This window comes from Nonomuraea sp. K271 (genome assembly GCF_009908215.1).
Taxonomy (GTDB): Bacteria; Actinomycetota; Actinomycetes; order Streptosporangiales; family Streptosporangiaceae; genus Nonomuraea; species Nonomuraea longispora.
The window spans coordinates 1-20972 of sequence record NZ_JAAAHR010000135.1 but is presented as its reverse complement, the minus strand read 5'-3'; the positions used below and the strand labels follow the sequence as shown (position 1 = coordinate 20972).

General features: G+C 71.2%; 18 protein-coding genes. 10 read left to right on the top strand and 8 right to left on the bottom strand.

The window, feature by feature from the left end; translation table 11 throughout:
• Nucleotides 1-9: 9 nt before the first annotated feature.
• Nucleotides 10-198 (bottom strand): DUF5999 family protein, encoded by a 189-nt coding sequence (locus tag GUY59_RS34380; protein WP_132328930.1) that lies wholly within the window; start codon nucleotides 196-198, stop codon nucleotides 10-12.
• 579 nt (nucleotides 199-777) lie between these two features.
• Between GUY59_RS34380 and GUY59_RS34375 the strand changes: the two genes are divergently transcribed.
• The 4 genes from GUY59_RS34375 to GUY59_RS34360 all read left to right on the top strand — a co-directional run bounded on the left by GUY59_RS34375 (nucleotide 778) and on the right by GUY59_RS34360 (nucleotide 6411).
• A complete protein-coding gene (locus GUY59_RS34375) occupies nucleotides 778-1386 on the top strand; it encodes a superoxide dismutase (RefSeq protein WP_138198837.1) in 609 nt (202 codons plus the stop codon).
• 70 nt (nucleotides 1387-1456) lie between these two features.
• Nucleotides 1457-2566 carry a serine/threonine-protein kinase gene (locus GUY59_RS34370; RefSeq protein ID WP_138198838.1) on the top strand — a complete coding sequence of 370 codons (1110 nt, stop codon included), beginning with the start codon at nucleotides 1457-1459 and terminating at the stop codon, nucleotides 2564-2566.
• 35 nt (nucleotides 2567-2601) lie between these two features.
• On the top strand, nucleotides 2602-4977 hold the full coding sequence (locus GUY59_RS34365) for a serine/threonine-protein kinase (protein ID WP_161714839.1): 2376 nt from the start codon (nucleotides 2602-2604) through the stop codon (nucleotides 4975-4977).
• A 48-nt stretch (nucleotides 4978-5025) separates the two neighbouring features.
• Complete coding sequence (locus GUY59_RS34360) at nucleotides 5026-6411, top strand: class II fumarate hydratase (protein WP_138198839.1); 1386 nt, start codon at nucleotides 5026-5028, stop codon at nucleotides 6409-6411.
• Here the strand turns inward: GUY59_RS34360 and trpD are convergent.
• Entirely contained in the window at nucleotides 6408-7472 is a 1065-nt protein-coding gene (gene trpD, locus GUY59_RS34355) for an anthranilate phosphoribosyltransferase (RefSeq protein WP_138198840.1), read from the bottom strand. The two genes, GUY59_RS34360 and trpD, sit on opposite strands and share 4 nt — an antisense overlap.
• A gap of 241 nt (nucleotides 7473-7713) precedes the next feature.
• Here trpD and GUY59_RS34350 point away from each other — a divergent pair, with 241 nt between their 5' ends.
• From GUY59_RS34350 to GUY59_RS34340, 3 genes are read left to right on the top strand one after another with little or no spacing between them, the layout of a single operon-like run.
• On the top strand, nucleotides 7714-8466 hold the full coding sequence (locus GUY59_RS34350; RefSeq protein ID WP_138198841.1) for a 3-hydroxybutyrate dehydrogenase: 753 nt from the start codon (nucleotides 7714-7716) through the stop codon (nucleotides 8464-8466).
• Nucleotides 8463-10355 (top strand): helix-turn-helix domain-containing protein, encoded by a 1893-nt coding sequence (locus GUY59_RS34345; RefSeq protein WP_252374804.1) that lies wholly within the window; start codon nucleotides 8463-8465, stop codon nucleotides 10353-10355. The genes GUY59_RS34350 and GUY59_RS34345 overlap by 4 nt, the downstream gene beginning before the upstream one ends.
• A 31-nt stretch (nucleotides 10356-10386) precedes the next feature.
• Nucleotides 10387-11673, top strand: coding sequence for an MFS transporter (locus GUY59_RS34340; protein ID WP_138198842.1), 1287 nt, complete (start codon nucleotides 10387-10389; stop codon nucleotides 11671-11673).
• On the opposite strand, the gene GUY59_RS34335 is transcribed toward GUY59_RS34340, so the two are convergent.
• Both GUY59_RS34335 and GUY59_RS34330 read right to left on the bottom strand, forming a co-directional pair.
• Nucleotides 11663-13660 carry a glycosyltransferase family A protein gene (locus GUY59_RS34335; protein WP_138198843.1) on the bottom strand — a complete coding sequence of 666 codons (1998 nt, stop codon included), beginning with the start codon at nucleotides 13658-13660 and terminating at the stop codon, nucleotides 11663-11665. The genes GUY59_RS34340 and GUY59_RS34335 overlap by 11 nt on opposite strands.
• Nucleotides 13661-13730: 70 nt before the next feature.
• Complete coding sequence (locus tag GUY59_RS34330; protein ID WP_138198906.1) at nucleotides 13731-14339, bottom strand: lytic transglycosylase domain-containing protein; 609 nt, start codon at nucleotides 14337-14339, stop codon at nucleotides 13731-13733.
• Nucleotides 14340-14725: 386 nt separating this feature from the next.
• Between GUY59_RS34330 and GUY59_RS34325 the strand changes: the two genes are divergently transcribed.
• From GUY59_RS34325 to GUY59_RS34315, 3 genes are read left to right on the top strand one after another with little or no spacing between them, the layout of a single operon-like run.
• Nucleotides 14726-15400 carry a response regulator transcription factor gene (locus GUY59_RS34325; protein WP_138198845.1) on the top strand — a complete coding sequence of 225 codons (675 nt, stop codon included), beginning with the start codon at nucleotides 14726-14728 and terminating at the stop codon, nucleotides 15398-15400.
• Complete coding sequence (locus tag GUY59_RS34320; protein ID WP_138198847.1) at nucleotides 15397-16809, top strand: sensor histidine kinase; 1413 nt, start codon at nucleotides 15397-15399, stop codon at nucleotides 16807-16809. Before GUY59_RS34325 ends, GUY59_RS34320 begins: the two co-directional genes overlap by 4 nt.
• Nucleotides 16806-17309, top strand: coding sequence for a hypothetical protein (locus tag GUY59_RS34315; protein WP_138198848.1), 504 nt, complete (start codon nucleotides 16806-16808; stop codon nucleotides 17307-17309). Before GUY59_RS34320 ends, GUY59_RS34315 begins: the two co-directional genes overlap by 4 nt.
• On the opposite strand, the gene GUY59_RS34310 is transcribed toward GUY59_RS34315, so the two are convergent.
• From GUY59_RS34310 to GUY59_RS34295, 4 genes are all read right to left on the bottom strand, one after another.
• On the bottom strand, nucleotides 17310-18629 hold the full coding sequence (locus GUY59_RS34310) for a PhoH family protein (protein ID WP_289512956.1): 1320 nt from the start codon (nucleotides 18627-18629) through the stop codon (nucleotides 17310-17312).
• A gap of 206 nt (nucleotides 18630-18835) precedes the next feature.
• Nucleotides 18836-19597, bottom strand: a complete 762-nt coding sequence (locus tag GUY59_RS34305) for an isoprenyl transferase (RefSeq protein ID WP_132328910.1) — start codon at nucleotides 19595-19597, stop codon at nucleotides 18836-18838.
• A 134-nt stretch (nucleotides 19598-19731) separates the two neighbouring features.
• The gene (locus GUY59_RS34300; RefSeq protein WP_201761682.1) at nucleotides 19732-20157 is read right to left on the bottom strand and encodes a hypothetical protein; all 426 of its coding nucleotides are present in this window, start codon (nucleotides 20155-20157) and stop codon (nucleotides 19732-19734) included.
• Nucleotides 20154-20972 (bottom strand): DUF692 domain-containing protein (locus GUY59_RS34295; RefSeq protein ID WP_201761681.1); only part of this gene is annotated, 819 nt, incomplete at its 5' end. The genes GUY59_RS34300 and GUY59_RS34295, both read right to left, overlap by 4 nt.

Below are 20972 nucleotides of genomic sequence, written 5' to 3'. Positions count from 1 at the left end.
GGTGGGCGGTCACGCGGCCACCGGTGACCGGTGCGGCGCCACGACGGTGCCGTCGGGCAGCAGCAGGCCGGTGTCGTCGAACAGCACGACGCCGTTGCAGAGCAGGCTCCACCCCTGGTCAGGGTGGGAAGCGATCACGTGCGACGCCTCACGGTCGGGCGAGTCGGCACTGGGGCAAACGGGGTGGTGACTGCACATCGCGCACCTCTCAGATAGCGCTCCTGGTCGTGGTTCAGTAGGGCAGCAGGCGCCCCGACGGCGTGCGAAGGTCCAGTCCGGCTCTGGCCGGCTTCTTCGGCCGGCGGCGAACCTGGGTCTGGCGCATCTTCATCACGTCCTTCTGCGATCGGACATCGGTGGAGGACTCCGGCCTGTGCCCCCAGTCTGGCGCTCGGCACCGACATTTCCGGTGGCCCAGGACTTGTCCCTCCCTCATGGCTTTACCATGCCCCCAACCGCTTACGGCACCCTTACAACCCGCTGACGAGGCCCCCTAAGCCCCGGTAAGCGCGCCTGTCGAGCGCCGGAAACGGCCTTCCATTCATCATTGACGCGGCACGGCGGTGAAAGTGTGCCGGCGGACACAAAATGCCCCGCGAGCTGCGTGAACGCGCTCCAGAAAGCCGGGCGGAGACGCGGGCGCGGGCGGCTGACCGCCGCCCGCGCCCGCTGGACCAACCTGACCTCGCACACTGCCGAGGACCTAGGTCGCAAGTCTGATGCAACTGCGAATTAGTTGCAATAGTGTCGTCCCAGAGATCCAGAAGGAGGACACTCATGGGGGACTACACCCTTCCCGACATGCCCTACGACTACGCCGCGCTCGAGCCCGCCATCACCGGCGAGATCCTGGAGCTGCACCACGCCAAGCATCACGCCGCGTACGTCAAGGGCGCCAACGACACCCTCGAACGCCTCGCGGAGGCCCGTGACAAGGCCGAGTTCTCCAACCTCGTGGGCCTGGAGAAGACGTTCGCCTTCAACCTGTCCGGGCACGTCCTGCACTCGATCTTCTGGCAGAATTTGTCACCCGACGGCGGCGACCGCCCGGACGGAGCTCTCAGGGACGCCATCGACCAGCACTTCGGCACGTTCGAGGCGTTCCAGAAGCAGCTCACCGCCGCAACCTCGACGGTGCAGGGGTCCGGCTGGGGCGTGCTGGCCTGGGAGCCGACCAGCCGCAGGCTCGTCGTCGAGCAGGTCTACGACCATCACGGCAACGTGGGGATGAACACCACACCGCTGCTCGTGTTCGACGCCTGGGAGCATGCGTACTATCTTCAGTATCGGAACGTGCGACCCGACTACGTCGAGAAACTGTGGGGCCTCATCAACTGGGACGATGTGGCCGCGAGGTTTGCTGACGTGACGAGTCAGGCGAGTTGACTTAACTTCGCAACATTTTATCGGCCACGCCTCTACTGGTCGGTTTACACAAATAGGTAAGCTGCCAGGCATGCGTGCGCCTTCCGGTTACCTACTCGCCGCGCGCTACCGGCTCCTGGAGCCGGTTGGTCGTGGCGGCATGGGCACCGTTTGGCGGGCACATGACGAGCTGCTCGACCGCGACGTGGCGGTCAAGGAAGTACGCCTGCCCTCCGTGCTCGACGAGGAGTTGCGCGCCGAGTTGTGCGCCCGCACCGAGCGCGAGGGCAGAGCGACCGCCATGGTCACGCACCCCTCCGTCATCACCGTGTTCGACGTGGTCACCGAGGACGACCGGCCATGGATCGTGATGGAGCTGCTCCGGGCCAGATCTCTGGAGCAGCTCATCCAGGACCACGGGCCGCTCCCTCCGCGCAGGGCCGCCGAGATCGGCCGGCAGATCCTGGGCGCGCTGCGCGCGGTGCACGCCAAGGGCATCCTGCACCGCGACGTCAAGCCGAGCAACGTGCTCGTGACCGAGGACCGCGCGGTGCTCACCGACTTCGGCCTGGCCGCACTCGAAGGTGACGTTTCCATCACCCAGGCGGGCATCGTGCTGGGGTCCGCCGGTTACATCGCGCCGGAGCGGGTGCTGGGCTCCAAAGCCAGCCCCGCGGGCGATCTGTGGTCCCTCGGGGCCACCCTCTACACCGCCGTCGAAGGCAGGGGCCTGCACGGCCGCCGCACGGCCGCCGCCGCTCTCGCGGCGCTCACGAGCGGCGAGCCCATCCCGATGAGCAAGGCGGGCCCGCTGGCCCCCGTGCTGGACGCGCTGCTGCGGATCGACCCGCAGACCAGGCTCGACTCCGTACGCGCCTCGCTGATGCTGGCCAGGGTGGCCGCGGGAGGCTCGGCGGAGGAGCCGCTGACCCCGCGCAAGGCGAAGTCCGCGCGCCCGATGCCCACCCTCACGCCGCCGTCTTTCACACGCAGGCCCGCGCATCGCGGGCTGCACAGGGCCGAGACCCAGACCGTCACCGTGCCCCCGCCGAGGCAGGAACGTAAAGCCGGTGAGGGGGTGCACAGGAAGCGCGTGGAAGCGCGCCCGTCGCCGTCGGCTTATGCCCGTTTGAAAGCTGCGGTGATAAAGTTGTGCCTTCCTCGGCGGTTCTGGCCAAGAGAACTTCGCAAGCGAGGGTAAAGCACTTCCCAAGCGAGAATCGATATCTTCTTCTCATGCCGGAACAGCAGACACGCCTGCTCGCGGAGCGCTACGAGCTCGTCACCCCGCTCGGCCGGGGCACCATGGGCACCGTGTGGCGCGCCCGCGACCGCGCGCTGGGGCGCGAGGTGGCGGTCAAGGAGATCCGCCAGGACCCGGTTCTCACCGAGGAACAACGGACCGAGCTGCGCGAACGCATGGTCCGCGAGGGCCGCATCGCCTCCCGGATCAACCACCCCTCCGTGGCCTCGATCCACGACGTGATCATCCACGACGACAGCCCGTGGATCATCATGGAGCTCATCGAGGCCCGCTCGCTGGAGCAGGTGATCGGCGAGGATGGTCCGCTGCCGCCCCGGCTCGTGGCGGAGATCGGCGTCGACCTGCTCGGCGCGCTGCGTGCCGCGCACGCCCAGGGCATCACCCACCGAGACGTCAAGCCCGCCAACGTGCTCATCACCGAGAGCGGGCGCGTGGTGCTGACCGACTTCGGCATCGCCAAGGCCGAGGGCGACTCCCGGCTCACGAAAACGGGCATGGTGATCGGCTCCCCCGGCTACACCGCCCCGGAACGTGCCCGGGGCGACTACACCGGTCCCGAATCCGACATCTGGTCGCTCGGAGCCACACTCTACTTCGCGGTCGAGGGGCGGCCGGCCTACGAACGGTCCACCGTCGCCGAGACCCTCGCGGCGCTGCTCACCGAGAGCGCCGACCCGCCCACGCAGGCGGGACAGCTCCGTCCCGTGCTCAACGGGCTGCTGAACAAGGACTACCGGCAGCGTCTCGGCGCTGCCAAGGCGGAGACCCTGCTGCGCATGGTCGCCGACACCCCCACGAGCGAGATGCCGGTGCTCACGGCCGAGGCTCTTATGGCGCAGGAGGCCGCTTTGCCCGATCCGTTCACCGCCCACAAAACCCCCGCCGACCAGGCATCCGGCCCGGCCGACCAGAATCCCGGCTCCGGCCGGCCCGGACAGGGCGGCGGGGCGCCCGGACGCGCGTCCGGCGGGCCGGGAGGGCCGCACGGCCCTGGAGGCCCCGGACAGGGCCCTGGAGGGCAAGGACAGGGCCCTGGAGGCCCCGGGCAGAGTCCCGGGGTGCAGAGGCAGGGCGCTGCGGCGCCGTCCGGGGCGTTCGGCAGCCAGGGGCACGCCGGCCCGGGCGTTCCCGGTCCCAACGCCTTCACCGGATCCGGCGCGGGGCAAGGCGGACCGCCTCCCCAGGGCGCCTTCGCCGACCCCGCCCAGGGCACACCTCACAACGCCTTCGCCGGCCCCGGCCCTCAGCAAGGGGGACCCGGCCGTGCGCCGGGCGGCACCGGAACGCCAGGGCAGGGCGCGACCAATCCCGTGGGCGGCCGCCCCGGAGCGGGCGGTGGGCCGGGCGGACAAGGACCCGGCGGACAAGGACCCGGAGGGCGAGGACCGGGTGCACAGGGGCCCAGCAGTCACGGTCCCGGCGGGCAGGGATCCGGCGGGCAGGGATCCGGCGGGCAGGGATCCGGCGGGCAGGGGTCCGGAAGGCAAGGACCGGGTGCACAGGGGCCCGGCGGTCACGGTGCCAGTGGGCAGGGACCCGGCGGACAAGGAACGCAAGGCCCCGGCGGGCACGGTGCCGGCCAGGGGTCCGGCCCCCACGGGCGCGGCGCACAAGGAACGGGCGCACAAGGGCCTGCAGGCAACGGGCCAGGGGCGCAGGGACCCGCTGGACGAGGACCTAGCGGACAGGGGCCCGGCGGACAAGGACCCGGCGGACAGGGACCGGGAGGTGGCGGGCCTGGAGGGCAAGGGCGCGGTGCCGGTGGTCAGGCAACCGGTCCCCACGGGCCCGGCGCACAGGGGCCCGGCGGGCAGGCCGCGGGTGGTCCGGGGGCTGGGCCGCGTACGGCCGGAGGCCCGGTACGGGGATCGAACGCACCCACCGTTCCGCAGAACATCGGCCGCCCGCCCCAGGGTGAGCAGCAGCTCGGCACACAGGGCACCGCCGGACGACAGGGCGCGTCCGGGACCGCCTCCCCCGAGGCGGGGTTCGACCCGGAGCGGACGATCAGCATCTCGCGCCCCAAAGGCCCCTTCCCCGCGAGTCCCGAGGGGGGCAGACCGCCGCAGGCGCAGGGCGACGAGGGCGCGTTCATGACGACGCGCATCCCGAAGAGCGGGTCGCCGGGCCAGCAGGTCTATCCGCCGACCGACCAGGAGCCCGGCTCGCCGCCGCAGCAGCAGCCGGTGCCGCAGAGTGACGGGCTGGGCACCGACCTGTTCGCCATCGCCGGCCAGCCGGAGCAGCGGCCGGATGGCAACCGCAACGGCATGCTGGTGCTCATGGCGGTCGCCGCCGCCGCGGCCGTGGTGATCGCCATCCTGATCGTGGCCCTCATCTCCGGCTGAACGGGGGCGCTTCCGGGCGAGCCCGGGATCGTGGGTCAGACTGAAGTCATGAGCGAGTTCAGGATCGAACATGACTCGATGGGCGAGGTACGCGTGCCGGCGGGAGCACGGTGGCGCGCGCAGACCCAGCGGGCGGTGGAGAACTTCCCGGTTTCCGGGCGGCCGCTCGAGCCGTCGCACATCGCCGCGCTGGCCCTGGTCAAGGCCGTGGCGGCGGAGGTCAACGGCGAGCTGGGCGTGATCGAGAAGGACATGGCCGAGGCGATCGCGCAGGCCGCCGCCGACGTGGCCGAGAACGAGCACGACGCCCACTTCCCCATCGACGTCTTCCAGACCGGCTCGGGCACCTCGTCCAACATGAACGCCAACGAGGTGATCGCGACGCTGGCCGAGGAGCGGCTGGGCCGGCCCGTGCATCCGAACGACCACGTGAACGCCTCCCAGTCGTCCAATGACGTCTTCCCCACCTCGATCCACGTGGCTGCGGCGACCGAGGTGACCTACCACCTGCTGCCCTCGCTGCGGCACCTGGCGGAGGCGCTGCGAGAGAAGGCGATCGAGTTCGGCGGCGTGGTGAAGTCGGGACGCACGCATCTGATGGACGCGACTCCGGTGACGCTGGGCCAGGAGTTCGGCGGGTACGCCACGCAGATCGAGCACGGCGTCGTACGCGTCACCGCGGCGCTGGAGCACGTGCTCGAACTGCCTCTGGGCGGCACCGCCGTGGGCACGGGCATCAACACACCGTCGGGGTTCGCCCAGGCGGCGATCGAGAAGCTGCGCGAGGCGACCGGCATCCCGTTCGCGGAGGCGCGCGACCATTTCGAGGCCCAGAGCGCGCAGGACTCGATCGTCGAGCTGTCGGGGCAGCTCAAGGTGGTGGCCGTCTCGCTGAACAAGATCGCCAACGATCTCCGCTGGATGGGGTCGGGCCCGCGCGCCGGGCTGGGCGAGGTCAACCTTCCCGATCTGCAGCCGGGCTCGTCCATCATGCCAGGCAAGGTCAACCCGGTGATCCCCGAGGCCACGAACATGGTCGCGGCGCAGGTCATCGGCAACGACGCGGCGATCACGTTCGCGGGCGCGTCGGGGAACTTCGAGCTGAACGTGCAGCTGCCGGTCATCGCCCGCAACGTGCTGGAGTCCGTCAGGCTGCTGGGCAACGTCTCGCGGCTGCTCGCCGACCGCTGCGTGGCCGGCATCACGGCGAACGTGGAGCGCCTGCGCGAGTACGCCGAGTCGTCCCCGTCGATCGTCACCCCGCTGAACCGGTACGTCGGCTACGAGGAGGCCGCCAAGATCGCGAAGCAGGCGCTGGAGGAGCGGAAGACCATCCGCGAGGTCGTCATCGAGCGCGGCCACGTGGCCGACGGCACCCTGACGGAGGAGCAGTTGGACGCCGCGCTCGACGTACTGTCGATGACCCGTCCCTAGGACGGCCGCGCCTGCTGCGTGGCCTTCGCCCAGCGGGTGAGCAGGGCCGCCGCGGCGCCGGAGTCGACGGCGTCGGCGGCCCGTTTGCGCGCCGCGCCCAGCGCGGCGGTGAGCTCGTGGGCCGGCGGCACCCCGTCCGCGGCCACCACGGCGGCGGCCGCGTTGAGCAGCACGACCTCCCGCACATGGCCCGGCTTCCCCGCGAGCACGGCCCGCGCCACCGCCGCGTTGTACCGGGCGTCGCCGCCGCGCAGGTCGTCGTGGCGAGCCCTGGGGATCGACAGGTCGACGGGGTCGAAGGCGGTCGGCGTCACCCTGCCGCGCCGCACCACCCAGACGGTCGAGGGGCCGCACGTGGTGAGCTCGTCGAGCCCGTCGTCGCCGCGGAAGACGAGGGACGAGCCGCCGCGTTCGGCCAGGACGCCCGCGATGACCGGCGCCATCGACGGGTGGAAGACGCCGACCGCCTGCGCGGCGGGCAGCGCGGGGTTGGTGAGCGGGGCCAGGAAGTTGAAGACCGTCGGCACGCCCAGCTCGCGGCGCGGTCCTGAGGTGCGTTTCAGCGCCGGGTTGAACGCCGGCGCGAAGCAGAACGTGATCCCCACCTCCTCCGCGACGGCGACCGCGGCTCCGGGCGGCAGGTCGACGACGACGCCGAGCTCTTCCAGCACGTCGGCGGCGCCGGACATCGACGAGGCCGCCCTGCCCCCGTGTTTGACCACCTTCGCGCCCGCGGCGGCGGCCACGACAGCGGCCATGGTGGAAATGTTCACGGTGCCGGCGCGGTCGCCGCCGGTGCCGACGAGGTCGACGAGGTCGCCGGACACCCTGATGGCGGCCGAATGGGCCAGCATGCCGTCGGCCAGCCCCGACACCTCGGCCACGCTCTCGCCCTTGGCCCGCAGCGCGACGGCGAACGCGGCGATCTGCGCGTCCGTGGCCGCGCCCGACATGATCTCGCCCATGGCCCAGGCGGCCTGGCGTGTGGTGAGCGACACACCGTCGAGGAGCAGGGTGAGCAGCTGCGGCCAGCCGGTGCTGGTCGTGATGGTGCTGGTCATGGTGGGCGTGCCTTTCCGTCAGTGCTCGACGGGGGCGCGTGCCACATGGGGACGGCCGCCTCGTCGAGGCGGCCGTGTGCGTATGCGCTGGAAGGTCCGCCTAGGGGGCGGGCCACCACAGGAACGAATACGCGATCATGCGACCCAAGGTAGCAGACCACGTCATCCACATAAGACGCAACGGTTCTATGTCGCTCCCACATATGCGTCGGCGAGCCACGACCGCCTAGAGTCAGGGGCCATGGCGAAGGAGCTGACGGGGCGGACCGCGCTGGTGACGGGCGCGGGCGGCGGCATCGGAGCGGCCTGCGCGCGGCGCCTGGCCGCGGCGGGAGCCAGGGTGCTGGTCGTCGATCTGCGGGCCGAGCCGGCCGCAGAGGTGGCGGACGAGGTCGGCGGCGTGGCCGTCGTGGCCGATCTGAGCGAGCCCCGTTTCGTGGCCGCGCTGCCGGACGAGCCCGTCGACATCGTGGTCAACAACGCGGGCTTCCAGCACGTGGCGCCGGTCGAGGAGTTCCCGCCCGAGGTGTTCTCCTCGATGCTCAGGGTCATGGTGGAGGCGCCGTTCCTCATCGCGCGCAAGGTGCTGCCCGGCATGTACGCCAAGGGCTGGGGCCGGTTCGTGAACATCTCGTCGGTCCACGGGCTGCGCGCTTCCCCGTACAAGTCGGCGTACACCGCGGCCAAGCACGGGCTGGAGGGGTTCTCCAAGGTGGTCGCGCTGGAAGGGGCGCCCCACGGGGTGACCTCGACGTGCGTCTGCCCCGCGTACGTGCGCACCGGGCTGGTCGAGGCGCAGATCGCCGACCAGGCGAGGGTGCACGGCATCGCGCCCGACGAGGTGGTGAGGGACATCATGCTGGAGCCGGCCGCGATCAAGCGGCTGATCGAGCCCGAGGAGGTGGCCGAGCTGGTCGCCTACCTGTGCGGGCCGGGCGGCGCGTTCGTCACCGGAGTGTCGCTCCCCGTGGACGGCGGCTGGACGGCGCGGTGACCGCCGCCAGGTTCCTCGAACTGCTGGCCAGGGAGGCGTCGGCGGTCGAGTTCGAGGGGCCGATCATCGCGGCGAGGGCCGCCGGCGCCGACCCGGCCGCGATCGAGGAGCTCGAACAGGCCAAGGTCGAGGCGCTCAAAGTGCGCGACCTGCTCAAGCGGCGGGCGAGGCGCGAGGCCGAGCTGTCGGCGCTGTACGACACGGCCGGCGACCTGGCGGCGCTGCGCGACCTCGACGCCGTGCTGGAGGCCATCGTGCACCGGGCCAGGCAGCTGCTGGCCACCGACATCGCGTACATGACGCTGCACGACCCCGAGCGGGGCGACACGTACATGCGGGTCACCGACGGGTCGATCTCGGCGAAGTTCCGGGCGTTGCGGCTGGCCATGGGGGCGGGGCTGGGCGGCCTGGTGGCGCAGACGGCGGTGCCGTACGCGACGGCCGACTATTTCGCCGATGCGAGGTTCCGTCACAAGGACGACATCGACGAGGCCGTCACTGAGGAGGGCCTGGTCGCGATCCTGGGCGTGCCGCTGCGGCTGGGCCAGCGGGTGATCGGCGTGCTGATGGCGGCCAACCGCAGCGCGCGGCCGTTCCACCAGGAGGAGGTGTCGCTGCTGGCCAGCCTGGCGGCGCACGCGGCGGTCGCGATCGACAACGCCAGGCTGCTGCAGGAGACGAGGAACGCCCTGGAGGAGCTCTCCCACGCCCACAGAACGGCGAGGGCGCACGGTGAGGCCGTGGAGCGGGCCGCGCTGGCGCACGACAGGATGACCTCGCTCGTGTTGCGCGGCGGTGGGATCGAGAACGTCGCGGCGGTGGTGACCGACGTGCTCGGGGGGTCGCTGGCGGTGCTGGACGACCTGGGCAGGGCGCTCACGGGTGACGTCGGGAAGCTGGACCAGGAGGTGTTCGAGGCGGCGCAGGCCTCCAGGGCGCTGGGCCGTACCGTGCGGAGGGGCGACCTGCTGATCGCGTCGGTGGACGTCGGCGGGGAGCAGTTGTGCACGCTGGTCCTGCGCAGCGACGACGCCGACGAGCGCATCCTGGAGCGGGCGGCGCTGGTGTGCGCGCTGCTGCTGCTGTTCCGCAGGAGCGTGGCCGAGGCCGAGGGACGGGTCAGGGGCGAGCTGCTCGACGACCTGATCGCGCGGCCCGGCTCCCCCGGCCTGGCCGACCGGGCGCGCCGGCTCGGCGTCGATCTGGGCGCGCCGCACGTCGTCGTGGTGGTCAAGCACGCGGGGCAGCGCGAGCGGGCGGCGTTCTGGGCGTCGTCGCAGGCCACGATGTGGCACGGGCTGGCCGCGGGGCGGGGCGAGGAGGTCGTGCTGCTGCTGCCGGGCGACGACGCGGGCGGCATCGCGCAGCGGGTGGCCGCCGAGCTGAGCGCGTCCCTGCACGGCCCGGCCACGGCGGGCGCGTCCGGACTGTCCGGCGATGGAGGGCCGCCGGCCGGGCCGCAGCACGTCGCCAGGGCCTACCTGGAGGCGCGGCGGTGCGCGGAGGCGCTCCTCGCGCTCGGCCGGGCGGGCGAGGGCGCGAGCGCGGCCGAGCTGGGGTTCGTCGGCCTGCTCGTCGGCGACGGCCGCGACGTGCGCGGTTTCGTGCGCGCGACGCTGGGCCCGGTGATCGAGTACGACGCCCGCAGGGGCACCGCGCTCACCGCCACGCTGGCCGCCTACTTCGGCTCGGGCGGGTCGCCGTCGCGTACGGCCGAGGCCATGCACATCCACGTCAACACCGTCACACAGCGGCTCGACCGGGTCGGCAGGCTGCTCGGCGAGGGCTGGCTGGCGCCGGAACGCGCGCTCGAGATCCAGCTCGCGCTGCGTCTGCACCGGCTCGGCCACACATCGGCCCCGCAGACTGTGGACGCCGACGCCATATGAGTGACGCCGGTCACTCCCTACCGTGACCGGCATGGCCACATCCATCAAGAAGGTCGTCGCCGCGAGTCTGGTCGGCACCACCATCGAGTGGTACGACTTCTTCCTCTACGGCTCGGCCGCCGCCCTCGTGTTCAACCGGCTCTTCTTCCCCGACTCCGATCCGCTGACCGGCACGCTGCTGGCGTTCCTCACCTACGCCGTCGGGTTCGTCGCCCGCCCGCTCGGCGGCCTCGTCTTCGGCCACTTCGGCGACCGGCTCGGCCGCAAGACCCTGCTGGTCGTCAGCCTGCTGATGATGGGCACGGCGACCTTCCTGATCGGCTGCCTGCCGACGTACGAGACGCTCGGGCCCGCCGCGGCGCTGCTGCTGACGGTGCTGCGGCTGGTGCAGGGGTTCGCTCTCGGCGGTGAGTGGGGCGGCGCGGTGCTGATCGTCTCCGAGCACGGCGACAGCGAACGGCGCGGCTTCTGGGCCTCCTGGCCGCAGGCCGGCGCCCCTGGCGGCAACCTGCTGGCCACCGGGGTGCTGGCGGCGCTGGCCGCCTGGCAGTCGGACGAGGCGTTCCTGTCGTGGGGCTGGCGGGTGCCGTTCCTGCTGTCGGGTGTCCTGGTGCTGGTCGGGTTGTGGATCCGGATGTCGATCAGCGAGTCGCCGGTGTTCCAGCAGGCCGATCCGGAGGAGCGGGCGCCGATCGTGGGCGTGCTCCGTCATCACGGGAAGGACGTGATCATCGCGATCGGCGCCCGGCTGGCGGAGAACATCTCGTTCTACCTCCTGACCGTCTTCGTCATCACGTACGCCAAACAGGTGCGGATCGACAACGCCACGGTGCTGACCGCGGTGCTGATCGCCTCGGCGATCCACTTCGTCACGATCCCGCTGTGGGGCGCGCTGTCCGACCGCGTCGGCCGCCGCCCCACCTACCTGGCGGGCGCGGCCGGGATCGGGGTGTGGATCTTCGTGTTCTTCCCGCTCGTGGACACGGGCCACTTCCTCGCGATCGCCCTCGCCGTCACCGTCGGCCTGCTCTTCCACGGCATGATGTACGGCCCGCAGGCGGCCTTCTTCTCGGAGTTGTTCGCCACGAGGACGCGCTACACCGGCGTGTCGATCGGGGCGCAGTTGTCGGCCATCGTGGCCGGCGCCCTGGCCCCGATCATCGCGGTCGCGCTGCTGCGTGAGTACGGGAGCAGCGTCCCGATCTCCGTCTACCTCGGCCTGGCGACGGTGCTCACGCTCGTCGCCGTGTACGCGGCTCGCGAGACCCGGGGCAGCGACCTGGCCGAGCGCAGGCCGCAGGACAGGCTCACTCCTTGAGGTACCGGTGCCCGCCCGCGCGCGCCAGGCGCACCAGGTGGCGCGCGCCGGGCAGCCGCCGGCCGATCCGGTGCAGCAGGGTGTCGCGGCCCATGGGCGATCTGCGTTCGGGGTCGGCCGCGGCGGCCGGGCGCACCTCGACCCGGCCCCTGCGCATCTCGAGCGCGAACCTGAGCCCGTACTCGCCGTCCGAGGAGCGCAGCGAGGACAGCCAGGTGCCGGGGCCGAAGTGGTCCTCCTCCGGCATGACACGCTTGACCGGCACCTTGGCCACGAGCTGCCCGGCGATCATGCCGGGCACGCCGGCCTCGACCAGCGCGGGTGCGCTCACCTCGCGGGCACGCCGGCCGCTGCTGCGCAACACCAGCTCCAGCGGCGGCCCTCCGCTCGGCGGCACGTACGGGACCGGCAGCACGACGTACAGGTGGCCGTCGAGGTGCTTGACCGTCACGCCCGGCGACACGAGCGCGATCGACTCGGAGAACGAGCGCGGCTCGACGACCAGGCCCAACTCGCCCTGGTCGGTCCAGCAGGGCACCACGAGCCGCATCCTGGGCCGCTGGGCCAGCACGCCCAGGCAGTTGAGCGGCCCCTTGGCGCAGCCGACGCGGCTCCTGGCCTGGTTGGCGCCGCCGAACATGCGTACGTGCACCTCCCACTGCCCCGGCCTGAGCGGCTCGCCCAGCGCGGCGCTGGTGACGTCGAGCCTGACCTCCCCCTTGATCTGCACGCGGAAGCGGCGGCGGCCGTCCTGGATGCGCTCCACGTGCTGGGTCAGCGGCAGGAAGTGCACGAGCCCCGTCTCGGTGTGGCGGACGTAGACCTCGATGCGTGCCCGCTCGACCGCGTCGGTGACGTCGGTGACGCTCTCCGGCAGGCGCCTGGTGTCGATGGAGCGCGGCGGGATCCAGTGCAGGCGGTCGCCGTCGGTGCGGTACCTGTCGGGTGTGCCGTCGCTGCCGTGGACCTCCACGGTCAGCCCGAGCACGAGGACGTGGGCGTCCCAGCGCACCTCGGTCAGGTCGGAGCGCAGGCCCGCCCGCCTGGTGGAGTTGGCGAGGAGCACGATCTGGTCCAGGCGTCCCGTGCGCACGTACGCGGCCACCACACGCATCTGCACGGGCAGGTGGGCGTCGAGCCGCTCGGGGAACCGCTGGAAGACCAGCTCCTGGACCATCCGGAAGTGCATGCCGCGGTCGACGGACGAGTCGGCGAACCTGCTGGTCAGCAGCGGACGCAGGACGACGGAGCGCAGCCAGTGGGCGTACATGCGGTCGCGCCGGCGGCCCTCGCCGACGTAGACGTCGATGTCGTCGAGCAGCGCGTTCAGCTCCTTGACGATCGTGCGCGGCTCGTCCTCCGCGACGGGCCGCGGGCCGAGGTGGCAGCAGACGTGCTCGGCCAGCACGGCGATGACCTTGGCGTGCAGGTACGCCCGCATCACGAACGCCTGCTCCCCCATCAGCCCGCCGGGCACGGGGAAACCCAGCTCGTGCTGCTCCAGGAAGGCGCGCCGGTAGAGCTGCTGCGGCACCAGCAGCGTGAGCAGCTTGTCGCGCAGGACGTCGGCGCGGGCCGTGCTGCGCCCGAACGCGGTCGTCGGCGGCCCGTAGTCGCGGACGAGCCGGCCGATCAGCACGTCGGCGTCGGTCTCGATCGCGCGGTCGTGCATGCGCTCGATCGCGTCACGTTCGAGGCGGTCGTCCTGGTCGAGGAAGTAGACGTAGTCGCCGGCGGCGGCGGCCAGGCCGACGTTGCGGCCGCGCATCGGCGTGCCCGTGTGCGGCAGGTGCAGTGCGCGCACGTTGGGGCGGGCCGAGGCGATGGTGTCCAGCCGCTCGCCGATGCCGTCGGTCGACCCGTCGTCGACGAAGATCACTTCGTAGTCGTCCGCCGGCATCGTCTGCTCCAGCGCGGAGCGGATGCACGCGTCGGCGGTGTCACCCGGATTGCAGACAACGACGATCACACTGACCTTCACACCCATGCGGCCAGCGTGCGCCGATATACCCGTTCAGGCGCGGCGGCTTGCCGATTGAGGAGGGAAAGTTGACCTGTTAGTACCAGCCCACCGACTGGGAATGGGCCCACGCGCCGCACGGCGTGCCGTAACGGCCCTTGATGTAGCCGAGGCCCCACTTGATCTGGGTGGCGGCGTTGGTCTGCCAGTCGGCGCCCGCGCTGGCCATCTTGGTGCCGGGCAGCGACTGCGGGATGCCGTACGCGCCGGAGTAGCGGTTCATCGCCCGCTCGTTCCAGCCGCTCTCCTTCTGCCAGAGCCGTTCCAGGCAGCCCCACTGGTCGGCGCCCCAGCCCCTGGACGCCAGCATGGACTTGGCCGTGGCCTTGTTGCTGCCTGGGGAGGGGTCGCTGCCGGGCGGGAAGTTCGCCTCGGGGAACCCTTCACCGCCGGGGGCCCGCTCGGGGACGACCCAGTCGAAATCCTTGTCGTTGTCCTTGCCGGAGCGGCCCTTCTTGAGCTGGTCGGCGCGGTAGGCCTGTTCGGCGGCGTTCTTCAGGGCGTCGGTCTCGGGGTCGGGCCCTGACAGGTCGCCGCCGGCCAGCTTGGCCAAGTCGTCGACGGAGAGCGCGGCCTGCTGCGGTCTGTTGGCGTTCTGGACGGCGCGGTAGGCGACGAAGCCGCCGCCGCCGAAGACGATCACCAGGGCGACGGCGGTGATGACGACGCGTTTGGGCGTGACACGCGAACGCCGTCGCGCCGACGAGGGAGGGGATTCCTTCGGAGGGCGCTGTCGGCGACGCTCACTCAACTGCGGACCGGGGCTCACGGTCCCTGAGCTTGCCCTGTCTTGGGGGGTGGTCCGCAACCGAAACGCGGGAATCGCTTGGCGTAAGTTTGGCTGACTGTCGGGTTAGCGTGGCGTTTCCCGATCATTGTGAGTTTCGTCACACAGGCGGGAAACCCTGTGGCGTCCGTTCGCGAAGCCAGGCCTCTCAGGACCGGCCGTCGGCGTTCCGGTACCGGGACGACGGAATGTCACAGTTTGGTGACGGAACTCGGATATTTCAGACATGCAACAATAATGTGCGCGTGGCTGGCATCCTCCTTGTTGAAGACGACCCCTCCGTCCGTACGGCCCTCGAACTGGCGCTGACCCGGCAGGGGCACTCCGTCACGTCCTACGCGACGGGCGAGGAGGCGCTCGACCACATCAGGTCCCGCCGCCCGGAGATCGCGATCCTCGACGTCATGCTCCCCGGGATCGACGGCATCGAAGTGTGCCGCCGCGTACGCAAGCTCGACCAGCTCCCCGTCATCCTGCTCACCGCCCGCGGCGACGACCTCGACGTGGTCGTCGGGCTGGAGGCGGGAGCCGACGACTACGTGGTCAAGCCGGTCGAGCCCAGGGTCCTGGACGCCCGCATCCGCGCCATCCTGCGCCGGGCGGAGTCGGCCGCCTCCGACCGCATCTCCTTCGGCGACCTCGTGATCGACCGGGGCGCGCTCAAGGTCACGCTCGCCGGCAAGGAGATCCACCTGACGCCGACCGAGCTGCGGCTGCTCCTGGAGCTCATACGGCACCCCGGGCAGGTGCTCAACCGTCGCTATCTGCTGCGCGAGGTGTGGGACCACACGCACATCGCCGACTCGCGGCTGGTCGACGCCTGCGTGCAGCGGGTACGCGCGAAGATCGAGCCCAAGCCGGGCGAGCCCGTGTTCATCCACACCGTGCGCGGATTCGGCTACCGGTTCAGTCCTCCGTGATCCCCCTGCCCACCGGCCTGCGCGCCCGCCTGGTCATCACGTTCACGCTCGTGGCCGTGGCCGCCTCACTGCTGGTGGCCACGATCGGCTTCGAGCTGGCCAAGACCGCGCTCGTCACCCGGGCCGAGACCACCGCGCTCGACCAGGTCACCAGGGAGCTCGGCAGCATCACCTTCCCCATCGGCCGCCTCAGGCCGGGCGAGGCCGCCCCCACGGCCAGGGACCTCGGCCGCGTCGCCCACGCGCTCAACGGCCCCGGCCGCAGTGTGCTCATCGAGTACGGCGCCCAGATCGCCTCCGAGGGTCCGATGTCCATGAGCGACGTGCCCAACGAGCTCCACGGCCGGGCCAAGCAGAGCGTCGTCACCCAGCGAAAGATCATCCGCGGCGAGCTCTGGCTCATCGTCGGCGCCGAGGTCCACCGGGAGGCCGGCAACAGGATCGAGGCGACGGGCCTGCGGGCGTTCGTCTTCTTCCCGCTGCAGGACGACGAACGCCAGCTCGCCAGGCTCAGGATCACCTTCACCCAGATCGGCGTGGTCGTCGTGCTGATCGCGCTGGTCGTGGCGCTGCTGTCGGCCCGGCAGGTGCTGCTTCCGGTACGGCGGCTGAGCGCGGCCGCGCAGGCGCTCGGCGAAGGACGGCTGGACACGCGGCTGCCCGTGCACGGGCAGGACGAGCTGGCCGAGCTCACCAGCAGATTCAACGACGCGGCCGCGGCGCTGGAGCTGAGCGTGTCGGAGCTGCGCTCGCTCGAGGCCATGTCACGCCGGTTCGTCGCGGACGTCTCCCACGAGCTGCGCACGCCGCTGACCTCGATGACGGCCGTCGCCGACATGCTCTCCGAGGAGGCAGGACGGCTGCCCGAGGCGCCGGCCGAGGCCGTGCGTCTGGTGCTCAGGGAGATCGAGCGCCTGCGCGAGCTGGTCGAGCACCTGATCGAGGTCAGCCGCTTCGACGCGGGCACCGCCACGCTCAACCTCGAACCGGTCAACGTGGCCGAGGCCATCGACGGCTGCCTGGACGTACGCGGGTGGAGCGACCAGGTGACCGTGAAGGCGCCCCAGGGGCTGGCCGTCAACCTGGACCCGGCACGGTTCGACGTGATCGTGGCCAACCTCGTCGGCAACGCGCTCAAGCACGGGGCGCCACCGGTGCTGGTGAGCGCCAGAGCCACACCGAGCGGCCTGGAGGTGAAGGTGCGCGACCACGGCCAGGGCATCCCCCGGGAGGCGCTGCCGCACGTGTTCGACCGTTTCTTCAAGGCCGGCGGAGGCCGCTCGCGCAGTCAGGGCAGCGGGCTCGGCCTCGCCATCGCCAGGGCCAACGTGCACCTGCACGGCGGCACGATCTCCGTACGCGCCCAGAATCCCGGCACCCTCTTCACCGTCTGGTTGCCCCACGCATGAAGGCCCACCGTCTCCTCACCGTCGCCATGCTCGTCGCCGCCACGGCCTGCGGCATCTCGCCCACCGACGTCCAGGACCGCGGCAACGCCCCCACCACCAGGATTCCCCCGCCGTCCAAGACGATCTATCTGCTCAAGGACGGCCGGCTCGTCCTGGAGCCCGCCGACGTCGACAACGACACCGTCGGCAGCCTGCTGGGGGCGCTCTTCGACGCGTCGACCAAGCCGCTCGGCGAGCGTGACACGGCGCTGCGCGGCTTCACGTACATCGGGATCAAGGACTCGCTCAACCCGATCCAGCGGGACGAGGTGCAGTTGCCGCGTACCTCGACGCTGACCGTCTACATCAGGGGCGAGGGCACGCTGACCGATCTCGGCAAGGCCCAGATCGTCTGCACCGCCCAGCAGGACGCGGCGTTCGAGCAGGTCAAGATCGTACGCGAGAACGAGAACCGCCCCTCCAGGACGGAGGGGCGGTACACCTGCGGCGAGCTCAAATGATCACAGCGTGATGTCCTCCAGCATCTCCGTGACCAGGGCGGCGATCGGGGAACGCTCGGAACGCGTCAGCGTGACGTGGGCGAACAGCGGGTGGCCCTTGAGCTTCTCCACCACCGCCACCACGCCGTCGTGCCGGCCGACCCGCAGGTTGTCGCGCTGGGCGATGTCGTGGGTGAGCACGACCCGCGAGTTGGCGCCGATGCGGCTCAGCACCGTGAGCAGCACGCCGCGTTCGAGCGACTGGGCCTCGTCCACGATCACGAACGCGTCGTGCAGCGAGCGGCCGCGGATGTGCGTCAGCGGGAGCACCTCCAGCATGCCCCGGTCGAGCACCTCCTCGATCACCTCAGGCGATGTGATCGCGCCCATCGTGTCGTAGACGGCCTGCGCCCACGGGCCCATCTTCTCGCCCTCGGTGCCGGGCAGGTAACCGAGCTCCTGGCCGCCGACGGCGTAGAGGGGGCGGAAAACGACGACCTTGCGGTGCTGGCGGCGCTCCAGGACCGCCTCCAGGCCCGCGCAGAGCGCCAGCGCCGACTTGCCGGTGCCGGCCCGGCCGCCGAGCGAGACGATGCCGATCTCCGGGTCCATCAGGAGTTCGAGCGCGATGCGCTGCTCGGCCGAGCGGCCGTGCAGGCCGAACACCTCGCGGTCGCCGCGGACGAGCTTGACCGACTTGTCCGGCAGCACCCTGCCGAGCGCCGAGCCCTTGGCCGACAGCAGCCGCAGGCCGGTGTGCGTGGGCAGGTCCCTGGTCTCCTCGAAGTCGGCGGTGCCCTGGTCGAAGAGCGTCTCGACGTCTTCGGCCGTCACCTGGAGCTCGGCCATCCCCGTCCAGCCGGACTCGTGGACCAGCTCCGCGCGGTATTCCTCGGCCGACAGGCCGATCGAGGCGGCCTTGACCCGCAGCGGCAGGTCCTTGGACACCAGGACGACGTCGCAGCCCTCGGCGGCCAGCGAGCGGGCCACCGTCAGGATGCGGGTGTCGTTGTCTCCCAGGCGGAAGCCCACGGGCAGGATGGACGGATCGCTGTGATTGAGCTCAACCCTGATCGTGCCATCCCCGGTCGGCATCGGCTCGTCGAGCCTGCCGTATTGGATGCGCAGCTCGTCGAGGTAGCGCAGGGCCTTCCTCGCGAAGTAGCCGAGCTCGGGATGGTGCCGCTTTCCTTCCAGCTCCGTGATGACCACGATCGGAAGGACGACGTCGTGCTCGGCGAAGCGGGTCATCGCCGCAGGATCGGCCAGCAGGACCGAGGTGTCGAGCACGTACGTGCGCTTGGCCGGCTTGGTCGTAGGGTTGCTCGAGGACACTGCCACACGTTCTCCCCCGGGCGCCCATAGGTGCGGGCACCCTGCAGACGAGGCGGGAATCGGACCGGACCCGCATCCCGACCGTTACGTGCCGTCGGCGCCGGGGTCCGGCCCCCCTCGGCAGTTCACGATGCAAAGGCGGGCCCTCTCCGAAATGTCCGTCCTGTGGCCGGACATTTCCAACGTTACGTCCTGAATACCCAGATGTCGCGTCAGGAACCGTAACGCCGGTGTCTCGCAGCGTAATCGCGCAGCGCTCGAAGGAAGTCGACCCTGCGGAAGTCCGGCCAGTAGGCCTCGTGGAAGTAGAACTCCGAATGGGCGCTCTGCCAGAGCATGAAGCCCGACAAGCGCTGCTCGCCCGAGGTCCGGATGAGGAGGTCCGGGTCGGGCTGGCCGCGAGTGTAAAGATGCTCCGCGATGTGCTCCACATCGAGCACCTCGACGAGGTCCTCGATGCTCGCCCCCTTGCTCGCGTGCTCCTGGAGGAGTGAGCGCACCGCATCGGCAATCTCACGCCTTCCTCCATACCCAACTGCAACGTTCACAATCAGGCCGGGACGGTGCGATGAGACTTCTTTTGCCTCTTTGAGGACATTCGCCGTGTGGTCCGGCAGCAGGTCGAGCGCTCCGACCGGGCTGATCCGCCACCCCTCGCTCACAAGTTCCCGCGTCACGTCCTCAATGATGCGCAGCAGGGGCTCCAGCTCGTCCCTCGGCCGGTTGAGGTTGTCGTTGGACAACATCCAGACGGTGACGACCTCGACCCCGAGCTCCCGGCACCAGCCGAGCAGCTCCGAGATCTTGTCCGCCCCCCTGCGGTGACCGCTGGCCACGTCGCGCATGCCCATGGCCCGCGCCCAGCGGCGGTTGCCGTCGATGATGACCCCGACATGCCGGGGGACGCTGTCCTTGGACAGCTTGGCCTCCAGCCGGTGCTCATAGAGCCGGTAGACCAGATTGCGCAGGCCCACGGACGTGCCTCCCAGCGGTGCTATGACCTAACAGGCAATTATCACCGTGATTCGCCCGTGCCCGCCCCCCTGGACCGGATTTCTGGTCGTCGGGGAACCTATCGTCGGCTCGGCCTATCGGACGATGTCCCCGGTCACTCCGGCCATCCGTCCGGTCGTGACCGACCCGGATCCCGGGACAGGAGACGCGACCACCAGCGGACCTTCCCGCGTGGGGCGGGCATGCGGCCACGGGCGCGCAACCAGTCGGCGAAGTCGTCGGCGTCCGCGCGGGAGCCGGGCGGCGGCGTGGTGCGGGAACGGGCGTAGGCGGCGTACTCGGAGGCCAGGTCGGGGCCCGCGGCGGCGGCAGCGTCGGGACGGAGCCTCGCCACGATGCCGCGCCGCTTGACCAGCAGGCTCACCGCCTGCACCCGCATGCGCTCGGGGTCGAAGCCCTCTGGCGGCTCCGCACCCATGACGAGCGCCGCCACGACCCTCCCCTGCGCCTCCGCCAGCCGCCGCCGCACCTCCGCGTCCGGCACCGCTGCCTCGCCGCCAGGGAGGTTCGTGCCGCTCACCGCGGCTCCCCAGCCAAGGACATGGCCGCCCTGATCCTGGACAGCTCGGTCACGAGGACGTCGTCACTCGGGAAGTCCTCGTCCCACTCCAGCAGCACGCCGGGCGGCGTGGCACGGGCGCACAACTCGGTCAGCAGGTCGAGCACCGGCTGCGGCGCGACCCGGGTGTGCGTGTCGTGCCAGATCCCGTCGTGCTCGTAGCCGCCGGCCACGTGGACGTACGCGAGGTGCTCCAGCGGGAGCGCGTCGAGCGCCGCCACGGCCGGCAGGCCCAGGTTGACCTGGTTGTTGTAGAGGTTGGCGACGTCGATGAGCAGCCCGACGCCGGTCGCCGCGACCAGCTCCGCGAGGAACTCAGCCTCGGTCAGCTCGTCGTCCGGCCAGCCGAAGATGGCGGCGACGTTCTCCAGGGCCAGCGGCACGGGCAGGGCGTCCTGGGCCCGCCGCACGTTCTCGGTGACCACCCGCAGCGACTCGCGGGTGCGCGGCACGGGCAGCAGGTGCCCGGCCTCGACGCCGCCCCCGCGTACGAACGCCAGATGCTCGCTGACCAGCGGCGCGTCGAGAGCCTGCGCGCAGGCGGCCAGATGGGCGAGCCGGGCGGGCGACGGCGGCTGCGCGTCGCCTACCCCGAGCGACACCCCGTGCGGGATCACCGGCAGGCCGCGTTCGCGCAGCACCCGTAACGACTCGGGCAGCTGGGCCGGCCTGATGTTCTCGGCGACCACTTCGAGGAAGTCGACGCCGTCCATCCGCTCGATGGTCAGGTCGAGCTCGCTCCGCCAGCCGATGCCCACTCCCAGCCCGGCCATGTC